The sequence below is a fragment of the Rhizobium sp. KDH_Rht_773_N genome (assembly GCF_052946295.1).
Map to the genome: position 1 here is coordinate 351,353 of NZ_JBRFNB010000002.1, position 14,831 is coordinate 366,183.

A 14,831-nucleotide genomic window follows, 5' to 3' on the forward strand; every position below is an offset into this window, starting at 1 on the left:
CGATCCACGCCTCCGCGAGGGAGGCGACACTTCCGCCTCATCCGACTTATGCATGATCTGGTTTCGATCCACGCCTCCGCGAGGGAGGCGACGGTTCGTAGGAGCCTACGTCGCGGCGTTTTACGCGTTTCGATCCACGCCTCCGCGAGGGAGGCGACGCTGCGGATATGCGGCCTCGATCATTTCGTAGTAGTTTCGATCCACGCCTCCGCGAGGGAGGCGACCGTGGATCGCGTTTGAGCTTTTCCTGACGCGGGAACGTTTCGATCCACGCCTCCGCGAGGGAGGCGACAGGGCTGGGTGGATACGGCGATAGCCAACACCTTGTTTCGATCCACGCCTCCGCGAGGGAGGCGACAGGATGATTTCTACTGCAATCTGCGCCAGGGCGGCGTTTCGATCCACGCCTCCGCGAGGGAGGCGACAAGGTCCCGGTTGGTGGCCGGACAGCCTTGCAAGGTTTCGATCCACGCCTCCGCGAGGGAGGCGACCAGTAGCCGAGATCGGCGGCGGCGTCGGCAACGTTGTTTCGATCCACGCCTCCGCGAGGGAGGCGACGCAAGGCGAGTAGGCCGAAAGCGCCCATTATGGCGTTTCGATCCACGCCTCCGCGAGGGAGGCGACAAGGTTATCGGCGACCTGCAGAACGACCGCGAAAAGTTTCGATCCACGCCTCCGCGAGGGAGGCGACATGTATTCCCTGTCTCGCTCCTTCAGGGTGCGGATGTTTCGATCCACGCCTCCGCGAGGGAGGCGACTGCGTTTCAGCCCATGTCCAGAGCGGCCTTGCCTTCGGTTTCGATCCACGCCTCCGCGAGGGAGGCGACTTCCACGATCCGCGCCGATTTGGTCAGGTCGCAGCAGTTTCGATCCACGCCTCCGCGAGGGAGGCGACTCCGGCTTGATAAAGCCGTCGTGGCCCGTCATCTGTTTCGATCCACGCCTCCGCGAGGGAGGCGACTCCGGGCAATGCTCATGATAGCGCTCGACCATGCCGTTTCGATCCACGCCTCCGCGAGGGAGGCGACCGCTCACGTTTGCAGCGCCTGTCGTTGAGCGACAGTTTCGATCCACGCCTCCGCGAGGGAGGCGACGGCATCTATGCGCTTATGTCGCCATTCGTCAGTGTTTCGATCCACGCCTCCGCGAGGGAGGCGACTTGCGCTGCTAGCCGGCTGGAAAGAATGGCTCGGGAGTTTCGATCCACGCCTCCGCGAGGGAGGCGACCAACCAGGATATCACGGCGCGCTCCATGCCGCTGTTTCGATCCACGCCTCCGCGAGGGAGGCGACCCGCAGACGCCGCACGGTACGCCGCATGGGCCGCCGTTTCGATCCACGCCTCCGCGAGGGAGGCGACCCACGCCACGCGGTGAGCGACACCGCTTATTAGAGGTTTCGATCCACGCCTCCGCGAGGGAGGCGACAAGTGGTCAGGCGTATCGCCAGCCTCTCCGCAGTAGTTTCGATCCACGCCTCCGCGAGGGAGGCGACTTCACGAAATTGAGCTGGAATATTCCGCATGGAGGTTTCGATCCACGCCTCCGCGAGGGAGGCGACGTCCTGATCTTGAGGCACTTGCTGGCGTAATGCGGGTTTCGATCCACGCCTCCGCGAGGGAGGCGACGCCCGCGTCTGTTTTTCTTTCGGCGGCTCGGGAGCGTTTCGATCCACGCCTCCGCGAGGGAGGCGACAGGGGACCGCCATGCTGAAGGTATCCTATCACCCTGTTTCGATCCACGCCTCCGCGAGGGAGGCGACCTCCGCATTCGTTCTCGCGGCTATGTCGGCATGGTTTCGATCCACGCCTCCGCGAGGGAGGCGACGCGCGCAAAGGAGTGTCAAGGATGAGTAGGCTCAAGTTTCGATCCACGCCTCCGCGAGGGAGGCGACGAGGCCGGACAGGACGGCGGCGGCGAGCATGAACCGTTTCGATCCACGCCTCCGCGAGGGAGGCGACTGTCCCACAGCTAATTGGTTGCGGCGCTTCGGAAAAGACCCAATCTTTCGCGAAGCCATCCTGAAATCCCGGGCAGCAACGGCAATGGCCCGACGGCGACGGAAAACAAGTAAACAATGTCAAAGAGCTGCGGACGGTGCGAACCTGGCAGGGTTGGACAGCACGCTTGCGGTTCGCACCGGAATGTCGAAGGGATATGCCATGTTTCAGACGATCAGCGTTCCACCGAGATCGGTGGTGGGCTTTGCGCCGACATGCTCTACCTTTCGCTGCCAGTTGGAGCCGAGATAGTAGTATCGGAGGCTGTCGATTTGCGGATTGATGATACTTTCGAGCCGGGTCTTCAGTTTGACCCATTGCGCTGGATCGACTTCGATTTCGAAAACGGAATACTGCACCCGCTGGCCGTAGTCACGGCAAGCCTTCGCCACGCCGCGCAGGCGTGCTGCGCCCTTGCCCTCGATCGTGTTGACGTCATAAGTAACCAGAACAAGCATCGCGGGTCCTATTTCCAGAGCCAGGGCGGATAGGCATCGAGATCGCCGCGCAGATGCCGCGCCAGCATCTGCGCCTGCAGGTAAGGTGTCAGCCCCAGCGGCGCCTTTTCCTCCAGGAAGGGATGCAGCCGTTCGTCCTTCTTGCGCTCCTGCCATGCCGTCAGTACCAGCTTGCGGGCATCGTCCGACATCATCACGGCACCGCCGTCGCGGATCTCGAAATCCCTGGCCCGCAATTGCCTGCGGTTGATCAGCGACAGCGCCAACCGGTCGGCCATGACCGGGCGCATCTCCTCCATGAGGTCGAGCGCCAGGCTCGGACGGCCGGGTCGGTCACGATGCAGGAAACCAACGGCCGGGTCGAGGCCGACGCTCTCACAGGCGCTGCGGCAATCATGGGTCAAAAGCGTGTAGAGAAACGATAGGAGTGCGTTGACGGGATCGAGCGGCGGGCGGCGGGAGCGACCCTTCCAGCGCATTTCCGCATCTGGGGAACGGATCAGGTGATTGAAGACCGAGAAATAGAGATTGGCCGCCTCGCCTTCCGAACCACGCAAAGCATCGAGCGTCTCGTCGGAAAGTTCGACGCGGCGGACGATGCGCGCCAGCCGCTCCGTCACCGCGACGATCGCCGCCCTGTCCATGTCCGAAAATTCCGGACCATAGTCGCGGAGCGACCGCATCAGCACGGAACGCTGGTTGGCGATCTTGCCGATGACGATCGAGCGAACGATTTCCTCTGGCCGGTCGGAGGCGCGATATTGCGCCCTGCGCAGCAGCACATTGCCGGTGACGGGTCCTTCGATGCGCGCCTGGAAGCGGCCGTTGCGATCGAGAAGCACGATGGTGATGCCGCCCGCCGCACAGGCGGCCATCAGGGCCGGGGACACGAAGATCGCGCCAAAGACGGCGACCGATGCCAGCATATGCAGCGGCACACGGGCACGTTCCGCTCCCTCCACCTCAGCCACCAGATTTTCGCCATCCTTGCGCAGCGAGGCGTTTTCGGTGGTGACGTAAAGCGTGTTGAGGAGCTTCTTCACGGCACCGCCTCCTCCGCCAGCAACTTCTCCAGCATTCGGCTGCGCCAGACCTTCACGGGCCGCGCCACCGCATCGGGTCGACAGAGTTCCAGAAGCGAGCAAGCGCGACAACGTTCGCGTCGCACCGTGGGTGGCGGCGTGTCGCGGCTGTCGAAGACCACCTGCAGATCGGCGATCACCTGTTCGGTCAGGTGCCGCAGATTCGCATCGAAAGGAATGGTGAGACGGCGCTTGGTTTCGGCATAAAACAGCGCACCTTCCGGCACCGCGCTACTCGTCATTTCCTCTAGACAGAGCGCCTGGGCGCAGAGCTGCACTTCGTCGGCGCGATGCAGTTTCGGCTTGCCGCGCTTATATTCGATCGGAAAGGGCGTCTCAGCCGCCCCCTCATCGTCGGCCGCCGGGTGAAACTCTACGAGATCGGCCACACCGGAAATGTTCAGCCGCTGCGAGGCAACTGGCAGCGCCATGACGCGGCGCACACCGCGTGCCTTTCGCGCGCCGCCCTTGTCGGCCACTGCATGCAGCACATTGCCCTCGGCCGTGAACCGATTGTCGGCCCAGACCCGCTCCACATGGATCAGCGCTGCCTGTCGTAGACAATACACGGCGTGCTGAAGGGCGGACAACGGAATAGGTTCACCCCTCTCCTCGATCGCATTGTCGTCTCCGGCATTCTCCTCGGCCGGCTGCATGGGTCAGATTTCACAGGGATAAAGCACGTCGATGCCTTTTTCCTTCAGGCCGGTCTCATTGACCTCGATAATGTAGTCGCCAAACTTGCGTGCCGGCGGCATGTTGCCGAGCCCCTTGTCGTCGATCTCGCGGAATTTGCCGTCGATATTGCGGCCGATCTTCACGCGGTCGAACAGCTGTCCGGCCGGCGCGTTGCCGAGCGGGTTCTCGTGTTTGAAGACGATCAGCCTGCGGGTGGTCATCTCGCCGCGGGCGGCAGCACGGTCATGTTCGAACATGGTGCCGAGTGCCTCGAACAAGAGGTCCAGATCACTTTCCGAAAAGCCGGTGCGCTCGGCGAACTTGGCCGAAATGAAGCCGTGCGCGACATAAAGGCCATAGGGCACGATATGCTTGCGGCCCATGGTGCGATTGTCGGTACGATCGTCGCTGTCATCACCCTCAGCCTTCTGCTTCTTTTCCGCCTCGTTGGTGGCTGCCATACGGGTGATCGAGATTTCCAACGGCATGATCGGCTCGACCGAGGTGGCAAAGGTCATCTGTACCGGACCCTTGACCTGGCCGGCGTTGATGCCGGTGGACATGACCGCGCCGAAGGTGCGCACATCGAAGAAATTGCGGCACATGAAATCACGCAGTTGTCCGGCCTCTGCATCGTCCTTGGGATTGAGCTTGGTTTCCCTGCCGACCTTCGGGTCATCCGGTCGTAGCGCCTTGTAGGCCTGACGGTGCTTTTCGTTGAGGATCGCGCCTTCCTGAACGTAGATGTGAAACCCGTCCTGCTTCTCGCGGGCAAGCTCCACGTAGTTGCGGATCTTGCGCTTGAGGCTAACGTCGGAGACAAGGCCCTTGTTGGTTTCCGGATCGAGACGCGGCAGGTTGCCAGCGTCGGGATCGCCGTTCGGATTGCCATTGGTCACGTCGAAGATCAGAACGAAATCATAACGGTTGGCAAGCGTGGTCATTCTGCGGTCTCCCCTGAAACCTCGGTTTTCCTGGACTTAAAAAATTCGCTGCGTTGGTGGTAATAACCGAGACCGAACAGAGCCTGCTCCTCGGCGGAAAGCGACGTCGGAAACGGGTCGTCTTCCGGGCTCATGACAGCCATGATTTCGCTGACCTGTTTCTCGAGATTGATCTTCCGGCCAGGCGATTGCTTGCCGATCTTCGAAAGATGGTTGGCAGAACCGGTCTCCAGCATTGCGAAGACCTTGCGAGGTTGTGCGGAGGCCGAGCCGTAAAATTTGTCCTTGATGGTGGCATTGACCTTCGCGCCAAGCGCTGCCGTCTGAATCTGCTCGTAAGTGGCAAACAATCGCCCGAGCAAATAGCCTTTATTCCTGCTGTCCGGGTCAAGCGCCACGGGAGCCTCCGTTTTGAAGTTGCGAACCAGAAGTGCCTTCAGGATGCCGACGCGAAGTGCGTTGATCTCGCCATCGGCGCGAATGCGGGTCAACACGGCCGCCATCAACGTCAGCGGATAGCGGGTTCCGGCAAGGATGGCGCGCATCCATTCGCCCGCCAGATTAGGCGCCACGTTTTCACGTTTTCCCAAAACCGCAGTTTCACCGAGGTAGCGCCATAGCGGCGGATAACCCTCGCGCGGTGGCGGTTCGATCTGCATATCGGCGATATATTGCTGGTAGTTTTTCGCGAGCACACCGAAATCGTCCTCGAAATAGAAACGGATCGACAGGCGGGCTGCATTGGGTGCCAGACCGAGCACGTAGAAGCGAACCCCTTCCGCCAGATCCGGTGCAAAGCTTGCGACCTGCCGCCCTTCCCGGATTTTCTGAAGAATATCGCCGACCTTGTCTGCCTGCATGTTCTCATCGATGCCGGTTGCCGGTCCTTCCAGCATCAGCCCGAAAAGCTGCTCGGCCACCCCAGCTGCCTCCGAATGCGCTTGCGAGGCATCGGCCCAGAACACCGTTGACGCATCACCGATCTGGATGCGATGGCCGCTGTCGCGTTCGAGGAAACGGTTGAGAGCGGTGGTGTATTTGGCTGCGGCCAGTTCCGAGACAGGCGCGTTATCTCCCTGCTCATGGCCGTAGGATGTGAAGGCGTCGAGATTGAAGGAAACGAGTGCCGCCCCGGACGACTGTGCGCCCCAGACACCCTTGATAGAGGGATGCAGCCGCGCTATCGGGCCGGGTTGTCCTGTGACAAGGCAAATCTGATCTTCAATATTGTCCTTGGCCGACAGACTTGCCCAGAGATCCCTTGCCGCCGGTCGATCATGAAGGCGGACATCTAGCCGGCGATCGTCTTCGAGAGAAAAGACGACGTTCTGGTCCTTCATGTCCTCCTGCCACAGCGGCGGGACAAACTGATCCGTAGTCCAGTTGCGCAGGAACAACAGCAGCGCCTTGAGCCCCGCATCCTCCGTGCCGGCGAGATCAGTTTCATGGCGCGAAACGAAGGCAGCATGCTCATCGGCCGTTCGCTTGCCCTCGCCCGCCGTCACACCAAGCACGTAGGATGTCTTGTCCCAGAGAAAATTCGGTGCGATGCCGGCAGTGCGCTTCACCGGTTGCGGCACGAGCATCATCCGGGCAGTCTTTTTCTTGCCGCTCACATCGCGGATGTCGGAGACGCTCGCGACGCTGCCGTCGGCATTCAGCGAGACCAGGACACCAATCTTTTCCGTCGAGAACCCAAACGGGGATGCATCGGGCAGCCGGTCATAAGCCCTTGCCAGCGAAGCGAGAATGCTCATCGGCGGATCTCCGGTGAATGGGGCGGCGGAATGCGGACGACGCCATCCCTGAGCACGGCGCGGAAGAACATTGAGGGGCGGCCCCTGGCCTGATGATCGATGTCCCACAGCATGAAGCCGAGATCTCGCGGCTCGCCATAGCCGAGGCTTGCCGTTCTGTGCTCGGGTTTCGGCTCCGGCAGCGGCTCATTCGGCGGCAACAGTTCGAAATGGGCAGCGAACTCCCGCGTGCCGAGGCAAGGCTGGTTGAAACACTGGCCGCGCTCAGCGCGCCGATTGAATATGTCGAGATGTTTGCCCTCGCTGTCATCCGGTCCGGCCTTTTCTGTCAATTCGAAATGCGCCTCGATCACATAGGCCGGCTTGACGAGAACGGTGGACGCGCGCTGCTGGCGGTCCTCGTCGACCAGCAATTGCAGATCCTCCAGATCGCCGCGCCGCATGGCGCTCTTGATCTTGCCCGCCGGCGCCTTGCCACCCACCTCGTTGCGGCGGATGGACTGAAAACGGATCGGCTCCAGAACATGGATGACATCGACAACCCAGCGGATCGCCGGCTTCCAATGGATCGCTTCGAGTATGCCGCGGATCGCCGAGGGCGTCGGAACATCGTAACTGACCCGCTCGACCTTCATTTCCGGCCGCGTGAACAGGGCGTAATCGCCTGAGATTTTTAGGCGGATTCCATAAGGCAAGATCTAACTCCCCTCATCGCGAAATTCTATTACTTCTCTCTACAAAAATCTGCGCTGGTTGACAACCGAATTTCTGGATCTAGTATGTGCTAGCGAAACGAGGAGAAGCATTTTATGCGCCACCGTCGATATGCCCTCCGGGTGAGAATTGGCCCGCTCAAAATCGAAATTGAACTGCTGCTTGAACCCATATAGTTGCCTATCCGTCGCCTCCTTTTCGGTGGCGTGGATCGAAACTCTCTTCAAAAATCTGACATCAATTTTTCTGTGCGGCGATGGTCTTCAGCGCAAGCCCATCGCCGCGGTCAAATTATCAGGCTGTCCAAGGCGAGATCATCCGCGTCCTCCCACAGCAACCCAACATCCTCCCGATACATGCTGTCAGTCTGTAATATCGCGAACTGATCGCCGCGAATCTCCGGGTTCAGGAATGCCACATGCCCGTTCGCAATCATCAGACTGCGCGCCGCTTCCGTCACCTGCACAACGTATGTTTGCAATTCTCGCGCAATTCGCCCAGATGGAATTTCGGCTATCCGCAGTTTATCCACAGCCTCCTGCGCAGTGGCGTCGCGGGCGATGATCACCGGCAGCATGTTGCTTTCGATCATGCGGAAATCCGCAGCCACGCTTCGATATTGAAAGTCGCTGCCTGTGCTGCCGGGCCTCAATCCGTTGAGGTCGATCTTGAACCGATCGACGATGTCTTTGCTGTCCAGCCCCTTCCTGCCCGCACGCCAATAAACCTCGCCGAAATAGTCTTCGATGGCCGCCGGCGCGAGCAGGTCGTCTGCGTGTTTCTCGACCATCCGCCCCATGTCGCCGATCAGTCCCTTGATCTCGGATGGCGGCGGGTAGTCTGGTGCGGAAAACACCGTCACGATGCTGGCCTCCACCGGCCTTCTGCCTTCGCGATTGCATCGCCCCGCTGCTTGCGCAATGGAATCCAACCCCGCCTGTGCCCGCCACACGCGCGGGAAATCCATATCGACGCCGGCCTCGATCAGGCTGGTGGCGATCACCCGACAGGGTCTTCCATGGTTGAGGCGATCGCGCACATCCGCCAGGATGCCCCGCCGGTGCGCCGCATATTGCCGCGTTGTCAGGTGGACCATGCCCTCCAGTCCCGCCGCCTCGGCCTCACGAAACAGTTCCAGTGCGTGTTTGCGGCTATTGACGATCACGAGGGCCTGCGGCTCGGCATCCAACGCGGCGACGAGATCGGCATTCGTCATGTCTTCCACGCGTCTGATCGTCACCCGCTTCAACCTGCGAGCCAACTCGAGCGGATCCGGCGCCAGTTCGCGGCCTTCAAGCTTCAATCCAGCCGCATGCTTAGGAGTCCCAGGCCTGCCATCGGCGAAATTCCGCTCGTCCAGTGCCGGTTGCGTCGCCGTGCAGAGCACGATCGTGCATTTGTAGTTGCGCGCCAACTCGTCCAGCGCACGTACCGCCGGGGAGAGCAGATGCCGCGGGATGGTCTGCGCCTCGTCGAGAATGATTACCGATCCCGCGATATTGTGCAGCTTTCGCGCCCGCGAGGTCTTGGCCGCGAACAGGCTTTCGAAAAGCTGTACATTGGTGGTAACGACGACCGGCGCCGCCCAGTCTTCCATGGCGAGCTTCAGCTTATCGCGACTCTCGTGCCTTTCCCTTGTGTCGGACTTCTCCTCGTCGATTGCCGAATGATGTTCGAGCACGTGATCTTCGCCGAGAATGTCGCGGAAGATCGCCGCCGTCTGGTCGATGATCGAAGTGAAAGCGATGGCGTAAATGATCCGGTTGTGTCCATGCAGCCGGGCATGGTCCAGCGCGAAGGCCAGCGACGCCAGCGTCTTGCCGCCGCCGGTCGGTACGGTCAGGGTGAACAGGCCGGGCTTTGCCACCGCTCTTGCGCGGACATGGGAGAGGATGTCGGCCCGCAGTCGGTTCAGCTCGGTGACAGCCTCACCCTTAGCCGCGATATGGTCCTCGAAGCCGGCGAGAAAGGCCGGCAGAAGCGCTTGCAGCGGCTGCCAGTTCCGGTCGGCGTCCCGCCCTTCGAGTTCTGCATAGAACCGTTCGGTATCCTTGAAATCGGCGTCCACCAGACACGAGAACAGCATTCGCCCGCAAAACGCCAGCTGGAAGGCCAGACGGTCCTTGTCCCAGGAAAAGGCCGGCGCGAGACCGGAAAGATCAGCGGTCAGTTCGGTTTTCCAGACCGAATCGAGGGTCGTCTCGTCAAAACCGGCGATACGGTCCGTTAACGATGCCTCACTGCCGCGCATGTCCGGAAGACCGGCGTGATGACCGAGGATGACATAGGCAATCAGTTCCGCCATATGGCGATCCGCTGCGCCGATCGCCTGTAATGCCTGCCAGCCGCCCGCCGTCGAATGATCGACCGAGATAGTCGCACCGGTCAAACGTTTCTGGAACGCGCCTGTATATTTGCCGAGATCGTGGAACAGCCCTGCCAGATAGGCCGCTTTCTCAAGCCCGAGCGAGGCGGCCATGCCCGCCGCAAGCGCTGCTACCTGCTCCAGATGCGCTTTGAGCAATTGCCAGTCGCGCGCGTCGCCGGCTTTGCCGGAATGTGCGTAAAATTTCATAGAGTTCCCCTTACCGCATCCTACCCAAAGCGAAACGCCACTCAAAAGACCCTTGTGTATCGGCGAGCAGCCTCACGCCCATGCCGGCACTGGCTGCCACTGGCCTAACATTACAATCGCGTTTTGTGCATTGCCTGAATCTCTAGGCCTCCGTGTCGGCCGGCAACGTACCGGTTCGGCGGGCAAGTTCACCAATTCCCAGATCGGCGTCTTCGCATCATATGTCTCCCGCCGTGGTCATGCCTTCATCGATCGGGCGCCGTCCTCGCACGACGGCGCATTGAACCTTCATCCGTCAGTGTATGGGTCGTTGTGGCAACGGGCGCACCAAGCCGCAGCAAGTCATGCGCGTCCAAAATCAAAAATGCAACTGCAGTTCCAACGCCTCTAAGACCTTTCCCGAAACCAGGCATCGCAAGCCGCGCTGTGGCTGACGAGTTCAGCGAGATCGCGCTCTCAACTGCCGACACCGAGAACCGCGCCCGTTGTCGTGTGGTTACATTGTTGCACGACAAATTCTATGCCAATATGCTGGAACAGGCGATCGACGGTGACGGCGCCATCCATGCGCTCGCCGCCGACACCGACGGCATCGACGGTTCGGAAAACAACGCCGGTGCGTTTGCCGACGGCGGCACCGTCAAACGGCTGCGCGCCGCCGGCTTCGATCCTCGCCGCCTTCTCGACGGCAATGACAGTTATTCCGGCTTCAAGGCGATTGGAGACCTCTTCGAAACCGGCCCGACCGGTACCAATGTCAATGATTTCAGGGCGATCCTGATCCTGTGAGCGCGCCTTTGAAGGGCCGGCGCGGCCCGGCGTTTCAGCGATGCGTTTTCGGATAGGGATTTGGCTCCGGCGGCGTCCAGCTGGCGAGCGTCACGGGATCGGGCTTCCATATCTCGACCTTCAATGGATAGCAGGCGGCCGCATCGCTGGAATGGCTTGCCCCGCAATCACCGCCCGGGCAGGCCGACAGGGCGCCGAGGAGATCGATCTCCGCAAAGAATTCGATGAAATCTCCAGGCCTGACGGGGCTGGCCTTCATGAAATACTGGTGCGTGTCCCTGGTGAAGCCGGTGCACATGAAGACGTTGAGCACATCATGCACATGCATTTCGGCCTGCTCCAGCGGCAGGCCGCTCCCGGCAGCGAGCGCCCGCGTCAGGTTCGAATGGCAGCAATGATGGTAATCCGTGCCCTTCAACAGCCGGTTCGTATAGGGATCGCACCGCGTGCCGATGACGTCATGGACGCCGGCGCCGTCATCATCCCATCCATACCAGCCGAGACTGTCATAGGTGATGGTCGCCATGGGGCGCAGATATGGCAGCGTGCTCCAGAGACGATCGCCGACACCGACATGGGTCGCGTGCAAGGCCCGTGTCTTGCCGCTGAAAAACCGCTCGGTGAGATCGGCCGCATTCCACAGATTGAGATCGCCGACCTGCGGTCCGTCGATGCTGACGATACGGAAGAAATGCCCCCGCGGAACGTGGAAGCTGGCTGCCTCGCGCGGCGGCACGATTACCTCGCCGACCTTCGTCAGCGTTTGGCGGGCAGCCTCCAGCAGTCCGAGATCGGCGGAAGGCAGCGTTTCGACGGGATAGACGACCACGGGCGGTACCGACCGCCGTTCGGCTGCGTCTGAAGGAATGGGCACGACCGGCTGCTTCGACATCCTGATATTCCGCTCCGCTGGCGATCTTCGGGTACTCGCCCCGCGACACGCGCTAAATCGGCAGGCACTCTTAGCGAGGCTGCGCCTTTGGGCAACCGAGATGATTCTTGCTCTATGGGCAAGTTTTGCTTAGTCATCCCGGCATGAGAAACTTTCCCCTCGCATCCTTGCGGGCATTCGAAGCGGCCGCGCGCCACGAAAGCTTCGTCAGAGCGGCTGCCGAGCTGAACCTGAAGCCTGCCGGCATCAGCCAGCATGTGAGGGCAATGGAGAACTGGCTCCGCATCCCCCTGTTTCGGCGTCATAGCCGGGGCGTGACGCTGACGGCCGCAGGCCGGGAATTCGGCGCGGCCGTCACGCACGCGCTGGGGCATATCGAGGTCGCCGCCGGGCAGTTGCGGCTTGAGGCAAACAGCCGCCCCGTCAGCGTTGCATGCATTCCCTCCATGGCCGTGCGATGGCTCATCCCGCAGCTGCCGAGGCTGAGAACCGCTTATCCGGATATCAGGATCAACATCGTCTACGCGCTCGATGCCAAGACGCCGGAAGCGGCAGGTGCCGATCTCCTGATCTGCCACGGCGTACGGCCAGGCTCCGGCGCCATCAAGCTCCTGGACGCCGAGACCAGGCCAACCTGTTCGGCGGAATTCCTCGCCCGGCACGGTCCCTTTCACAAGCCTGCCGACCTGCTTGCCTGCGAAATCTTGCACGACGAGACGACCGATGCGTGGGCGCGCTGGTTCGACGGCGCCGGTATCCGTTCCGCGCCGAAGGCCGGGCCGGTTTTTGCCGACTTCAATCTGATGATCGGCTCATTGATCGGCGGCCAGGGTGTCGGCCTTTGCCCGACCGCACTGATTGCGGAGGAGATCGCGGCAGGTTCGCTCGTTTCCCTTTTCGAGCGGGCCTGCGACATGGACAAGGCCTACTGGCTCATCGAGGCAAAGGGGCTCTCACGCGAGGCAAGGACGCTTCGCGACTGGCTGCTTGGCGCAAGGCAGGAAGAGCGCTGACGGGCAGATCAGGCCTTGGCCCGCTTCGGCACAGGCAGATCCCGGGATGCCATGCGCCAGGTGTTGCGACCATCGGCCTTGGCGCGATAGAGCGCCCGGTCCGCCTCCTGCATGAGCGCTTCGCCGTCCGCTCCCTCAGACGTGGCAATGCCGATGCTGACGCCAAGGCGGATGGCAAGCCCGTTGATGACAAAAGGCTGTTCGAAGGCGCCGATGCAGCGCTCGGCAAGATCAGTCGCCTCGGCTCCCTCTCCCGCCATGAGGATTGCGAATTCATCGCCCCCAAGGCGAGCGACGAGATGGCCGCGTGCATGCATCAGCAGCCGGGCAGCGACATTTTTCAGCACTTCATCACCGGCGGCATGGCCGAACGTGTCGTTGACGGGCTTGAACCCGTCCAGGTCCAGGCAGCAGATGATGACCTTTTCCCGCTCCTTCGATGCGAGTGACTTTTCGAGCGCCTTGTAGAATTGCATCCTGTTCGGCAGGCCGGTGAGAATGTCGTGATGTGCCAAACGATTGGCTTCAGCCTCGGCAAGAACTCTGTCGCTGACATCGGCTACCGTCAGCAGCAGCCGATGGTCGGCGCCCTCGTGAAGCTAACGCACATAGATCAGCACGTGACGCTCCGATCCGTCCCGCGTGGTCTGGCGCCAGATCGTGCGCGCATCACGGTCGTCGTCGAGGCGAAGGAGTGCCCTCTCGAATGCCCGAAATTCGCCATCGGCATGCATGTCGCATGCTCGCTTCGACAGCAGTGCTGCAGCTTCGAATCCGTAGAAATCGACAGCCGCCCGGTTGGCCTGAAGAATGGCGAGGCTGCCGCCATCGCACAAAAGCATGGGCATGGGATTGGCGTCGAAGAGCTGGCGAAGCCAGTCTTCCCGCTGCTTGAGGCCGGTAATGTCGATGCGCATGCCGATCGCGCCGCCGTCGGGCGTGCGCCTGTCGTCGTGGCGCAACCACCGGCCGTCCCGCAATTGCTGTTCCTCTTGCGAAACCGGCTGGCGGAATTTCTGCATGCGGGCGGCGAGCCACGCTTCCTTGTCGTCGACGAGCTCGCGCATCCCGTCTCCGGCGAGACTGGTCCTCAAAATGTCCTCGAAGGCGACGCCGGGCCTGAGATGCTCGGCTATGTCGGCATAAAGCTCGGCATATTTCTGGTTCCAGAGCACATAGCGGTCGTTGGCGTCGAACACGCAGACCGCTTCCGGCAGCATCTCGATGACATAACGCAGGCGCAGATTGGCCTCTCGCGCCGCGTAACCTGCCGGACGCTCGTCATCGACGGGCTCGAGGAAAGCCGCTGTGACCGTCTGCGCGCCGGCCGGCCAGTTCATCACCCGCAGACGGCATGGCCGGCGATGGCCGGAACGATCGTGGATGACGGTGGTGGAGAAGCCTGGGAGCAACGGCCATTCCGGCATGAGTTCGGCAATATCGGCGCCGTCAAACCGGTCTTCGAGGCGGAGGAAACGCCTGGCTTCGGGATTGGCAAGAATAACGTGGCCGGCGGCATCGAGAACGAGCACCGCCATCGGGCACGCCTCCAGGAATGCAAGGATCTCGGCACCAAGCATCATCAGCCCAACCGTCAAGTCGCTTCAGCAGATCTTTCGGATGTGACTTTAACAGCGGAACGTAAAGGAATGTAACCCAGTCTCGCAGTGTGAGAATTTCATACACATCCAGAAGCAAAACAGGGTTTCTCGAAAGTTAAGAGACGATCCGGCGAAAATATCCTGCAACGAAATGGCTTCGGCATCGTATCGGTTTCACTGCTCCGGCTACGATCACATGACACGTCAGGGCGCGTGTTCTCACCCATATGGGAAGTCACCATGCCCTCAACCGGCAAGACGCGAGCCGGTCGCGCCGGCACAATTGGTAGGATTTTTCATGAACCGGCAAACGAAAGAAATAAATAGTCT

The 14,831-nt window shown here is 61.2% G+C and carries 11 protein-coding genes, 1 pseudogene and 1 CRISPR repeat array (1 of these 13 cut by a window edge); of the genes and pseudogenes, 2 read left to right on the top strand and 10 right to left on the bottom strand.

The annotated features are described in order from the left end of the window. Window positions 1-1,959: direct repeats of the CRISPR family, unit length 32 nt; unit sequence GTTTCGATCCACGCCTCCGCGAGGGAGGCGAC (it extends 2,260 nt beyond the left edge of the window). Between the two features lie 206 nt (window positions 1,960-2,165). From cas2 to cas3, 7 genes are all read right to left on the bottom strand, one after another. Further along, window positions 2,166-2,456, bottom strand: coding sequence for a CRISPR-associated endonuclease Cas2 (gene cas2 / locus ACU8HS_RS23565; RefSeq protein ID WP_447016321.1), 291 nt, complete (start codon window positions 2,454-2,456; stop codon window positions 2,166-2,168). 8 nt (window positions 2,457-2,464) lie between these two features. Beyond that, complete coding sequence (gene cas1c / locus ACU8HS_RS23570; RefSeq protein ID WP_447016322.1) at window positions 2,465-3,499, bottom strand: type I-C CRISPR-associated endonuclease Cas1c; 1,035 nt, start codon at window positions 3,497-3,499, stop codon at window positions 2,465-2,467. After that, on the bottom strand, window positions 3,496-4,194 hold the full coding sequence (gene cas4, locus ACU8HS_RS23575) for a CRISPR-associated protein Cas4 (protein ID WP_447016323.1): 699 nt from the start codon (window positions 4,192-4,194) through the stop codon (window positions 3,496-3,498). The genes cas1c and cas4 overlap by 4 nt, the downstream gene beginning before the upstream one ends. A gap of 3 nt (window positions 4,195-4,197) precedes the next feature. Continuing rightward, window positions 4,198-5,160 (bottom strand): type I-C CRISPR-associated protein Cas7/Csd2, encoded by a 963-nt coding sequence (gene cas7c / locus ACU8HS_RS23580; RefSeq protein WP_447016324.1) that lies wholly within the window; start codon window positions 5,158-5,160, stop codon window positions 4,198-4,200. Further along, window positions 5,157-6,917 carry a type I-C CRISPR-associated protein Cas8c/Csd1 gene (gene cas8c / locus ACU8HS_RS23585; protein ID WP_447016325.1) on the bottom strand — a complete coding sequence of 587 codons (1,761 nt, stop codon included), beginning with the start codon at window positions 6,915-6,917 and terminating at the stop codon, window positions 5,157-5,159. The genes cas7c and cas8c overlap by 4 nt, the downstream gene beginning before the upstream one ends. Further along, window positions 6,914-7,612 carry a type I-C CRISPR-associated protein Cas5c gene (cas5c, locus tag ACU8HS_RS23590; RefSeq protein ID WP_447016326.1) on the bottom strand — a complete coding sequence of 233 codons (699 nt, stop codon included), beginning with the start codon at window positions 7,610-7,612 and terminating at the stop codon, window positions 6,914-6,916. Before cas5c ends, cas8c begins: the two co-directional genes overlap by 4 nt. Window positions 7,613-7,917: 305 nt before the next feature. Further along, entirely contained in the window at window positions 7,918-10,206 is a 2,289-nt protein-coding gene (gene cas3 / locus ACU8HS_RS23595) for a CRISPR-associated helicase Cas3' (RefSeq protein ID WP_447016327.1), read from the bottom strand. A gap of 537 nt (window positions 10,207-10,743) precedes the next feature. On the opposite strand from cas3, the pseudogene ACU8HS_RS23600 reads away from it, so the two are divergent. After that, window positions 10,744-10,995, top strand: a pseudogene (locus ACU8HS_RS23600) (MOFRL family protein); the annotation flags it as partial. Between the two features lie 34 nt (window positions 10,996-11,029). On the opposite strand, the gene ACU8HS_RS23605 reads toward ACU8HS_RS23600, so the two are convergent. After that, the gene (locus ACU8HS_RS23605) at window positions 11,030-11,887 is read right to left on the bottom strand and encodes an urea carboxylase-associated family protein (protein ID WP_447016328.1); all 858 of its coding nucleotides are present in this window, start codon (window positions 11,885-11,887) and stop codon (window positions 11,030-11,032) included. A gap of 143 nt (window positions 11,888-12,030) precedes the next feature. On the opposite strand from ACU8HS_RS23605, the gene ACU8HS_RS23610 reads away from it, so the two are divergent. Further along, entirely contained in the window at window positions 12,031-12,900 is an 870-nt protein-coding gene (locus ACU8HS_RS23610) for a LysR substrate-binding domain-containing protein (RefSeq protein ID WP_112758268.1), read from the top strand. An 8-nt stretch (window positions 12,901-12,908) separates the two neighbouring features. Here the strand turns inward: ACU8HS_RS23610 and ACU8HS_RS23615 are convergent, their stop codons facing one another. Next, a complete protein-coding gene (locus ACU8HS_RS23615) occupies window positions 12,909-13,415 on the bottom strand; it encodes a diguanylate cyclase domain-containing protein (protein ID WP_447016329.1) in 507 nt (168 codons plus the stop codon). Window positions 13,416-13,499: 84 nt separating this feature from the next. Continuing rightward, window positions 13,500-14,483 carry a PAS domain-containing protein gene (locus ACU8HS_RS23620; protein ID WP_447016330.1) on the bottom strand — a complete coding sequence of 328 codons (984 nt, stop codon included), beginning with the start codon at window positions 14,481-14,483 and terminating at the stop codon, window positions 13,500-13,502. Window positions 14,484-14,831: the final 348 nt, after the last annotated feature.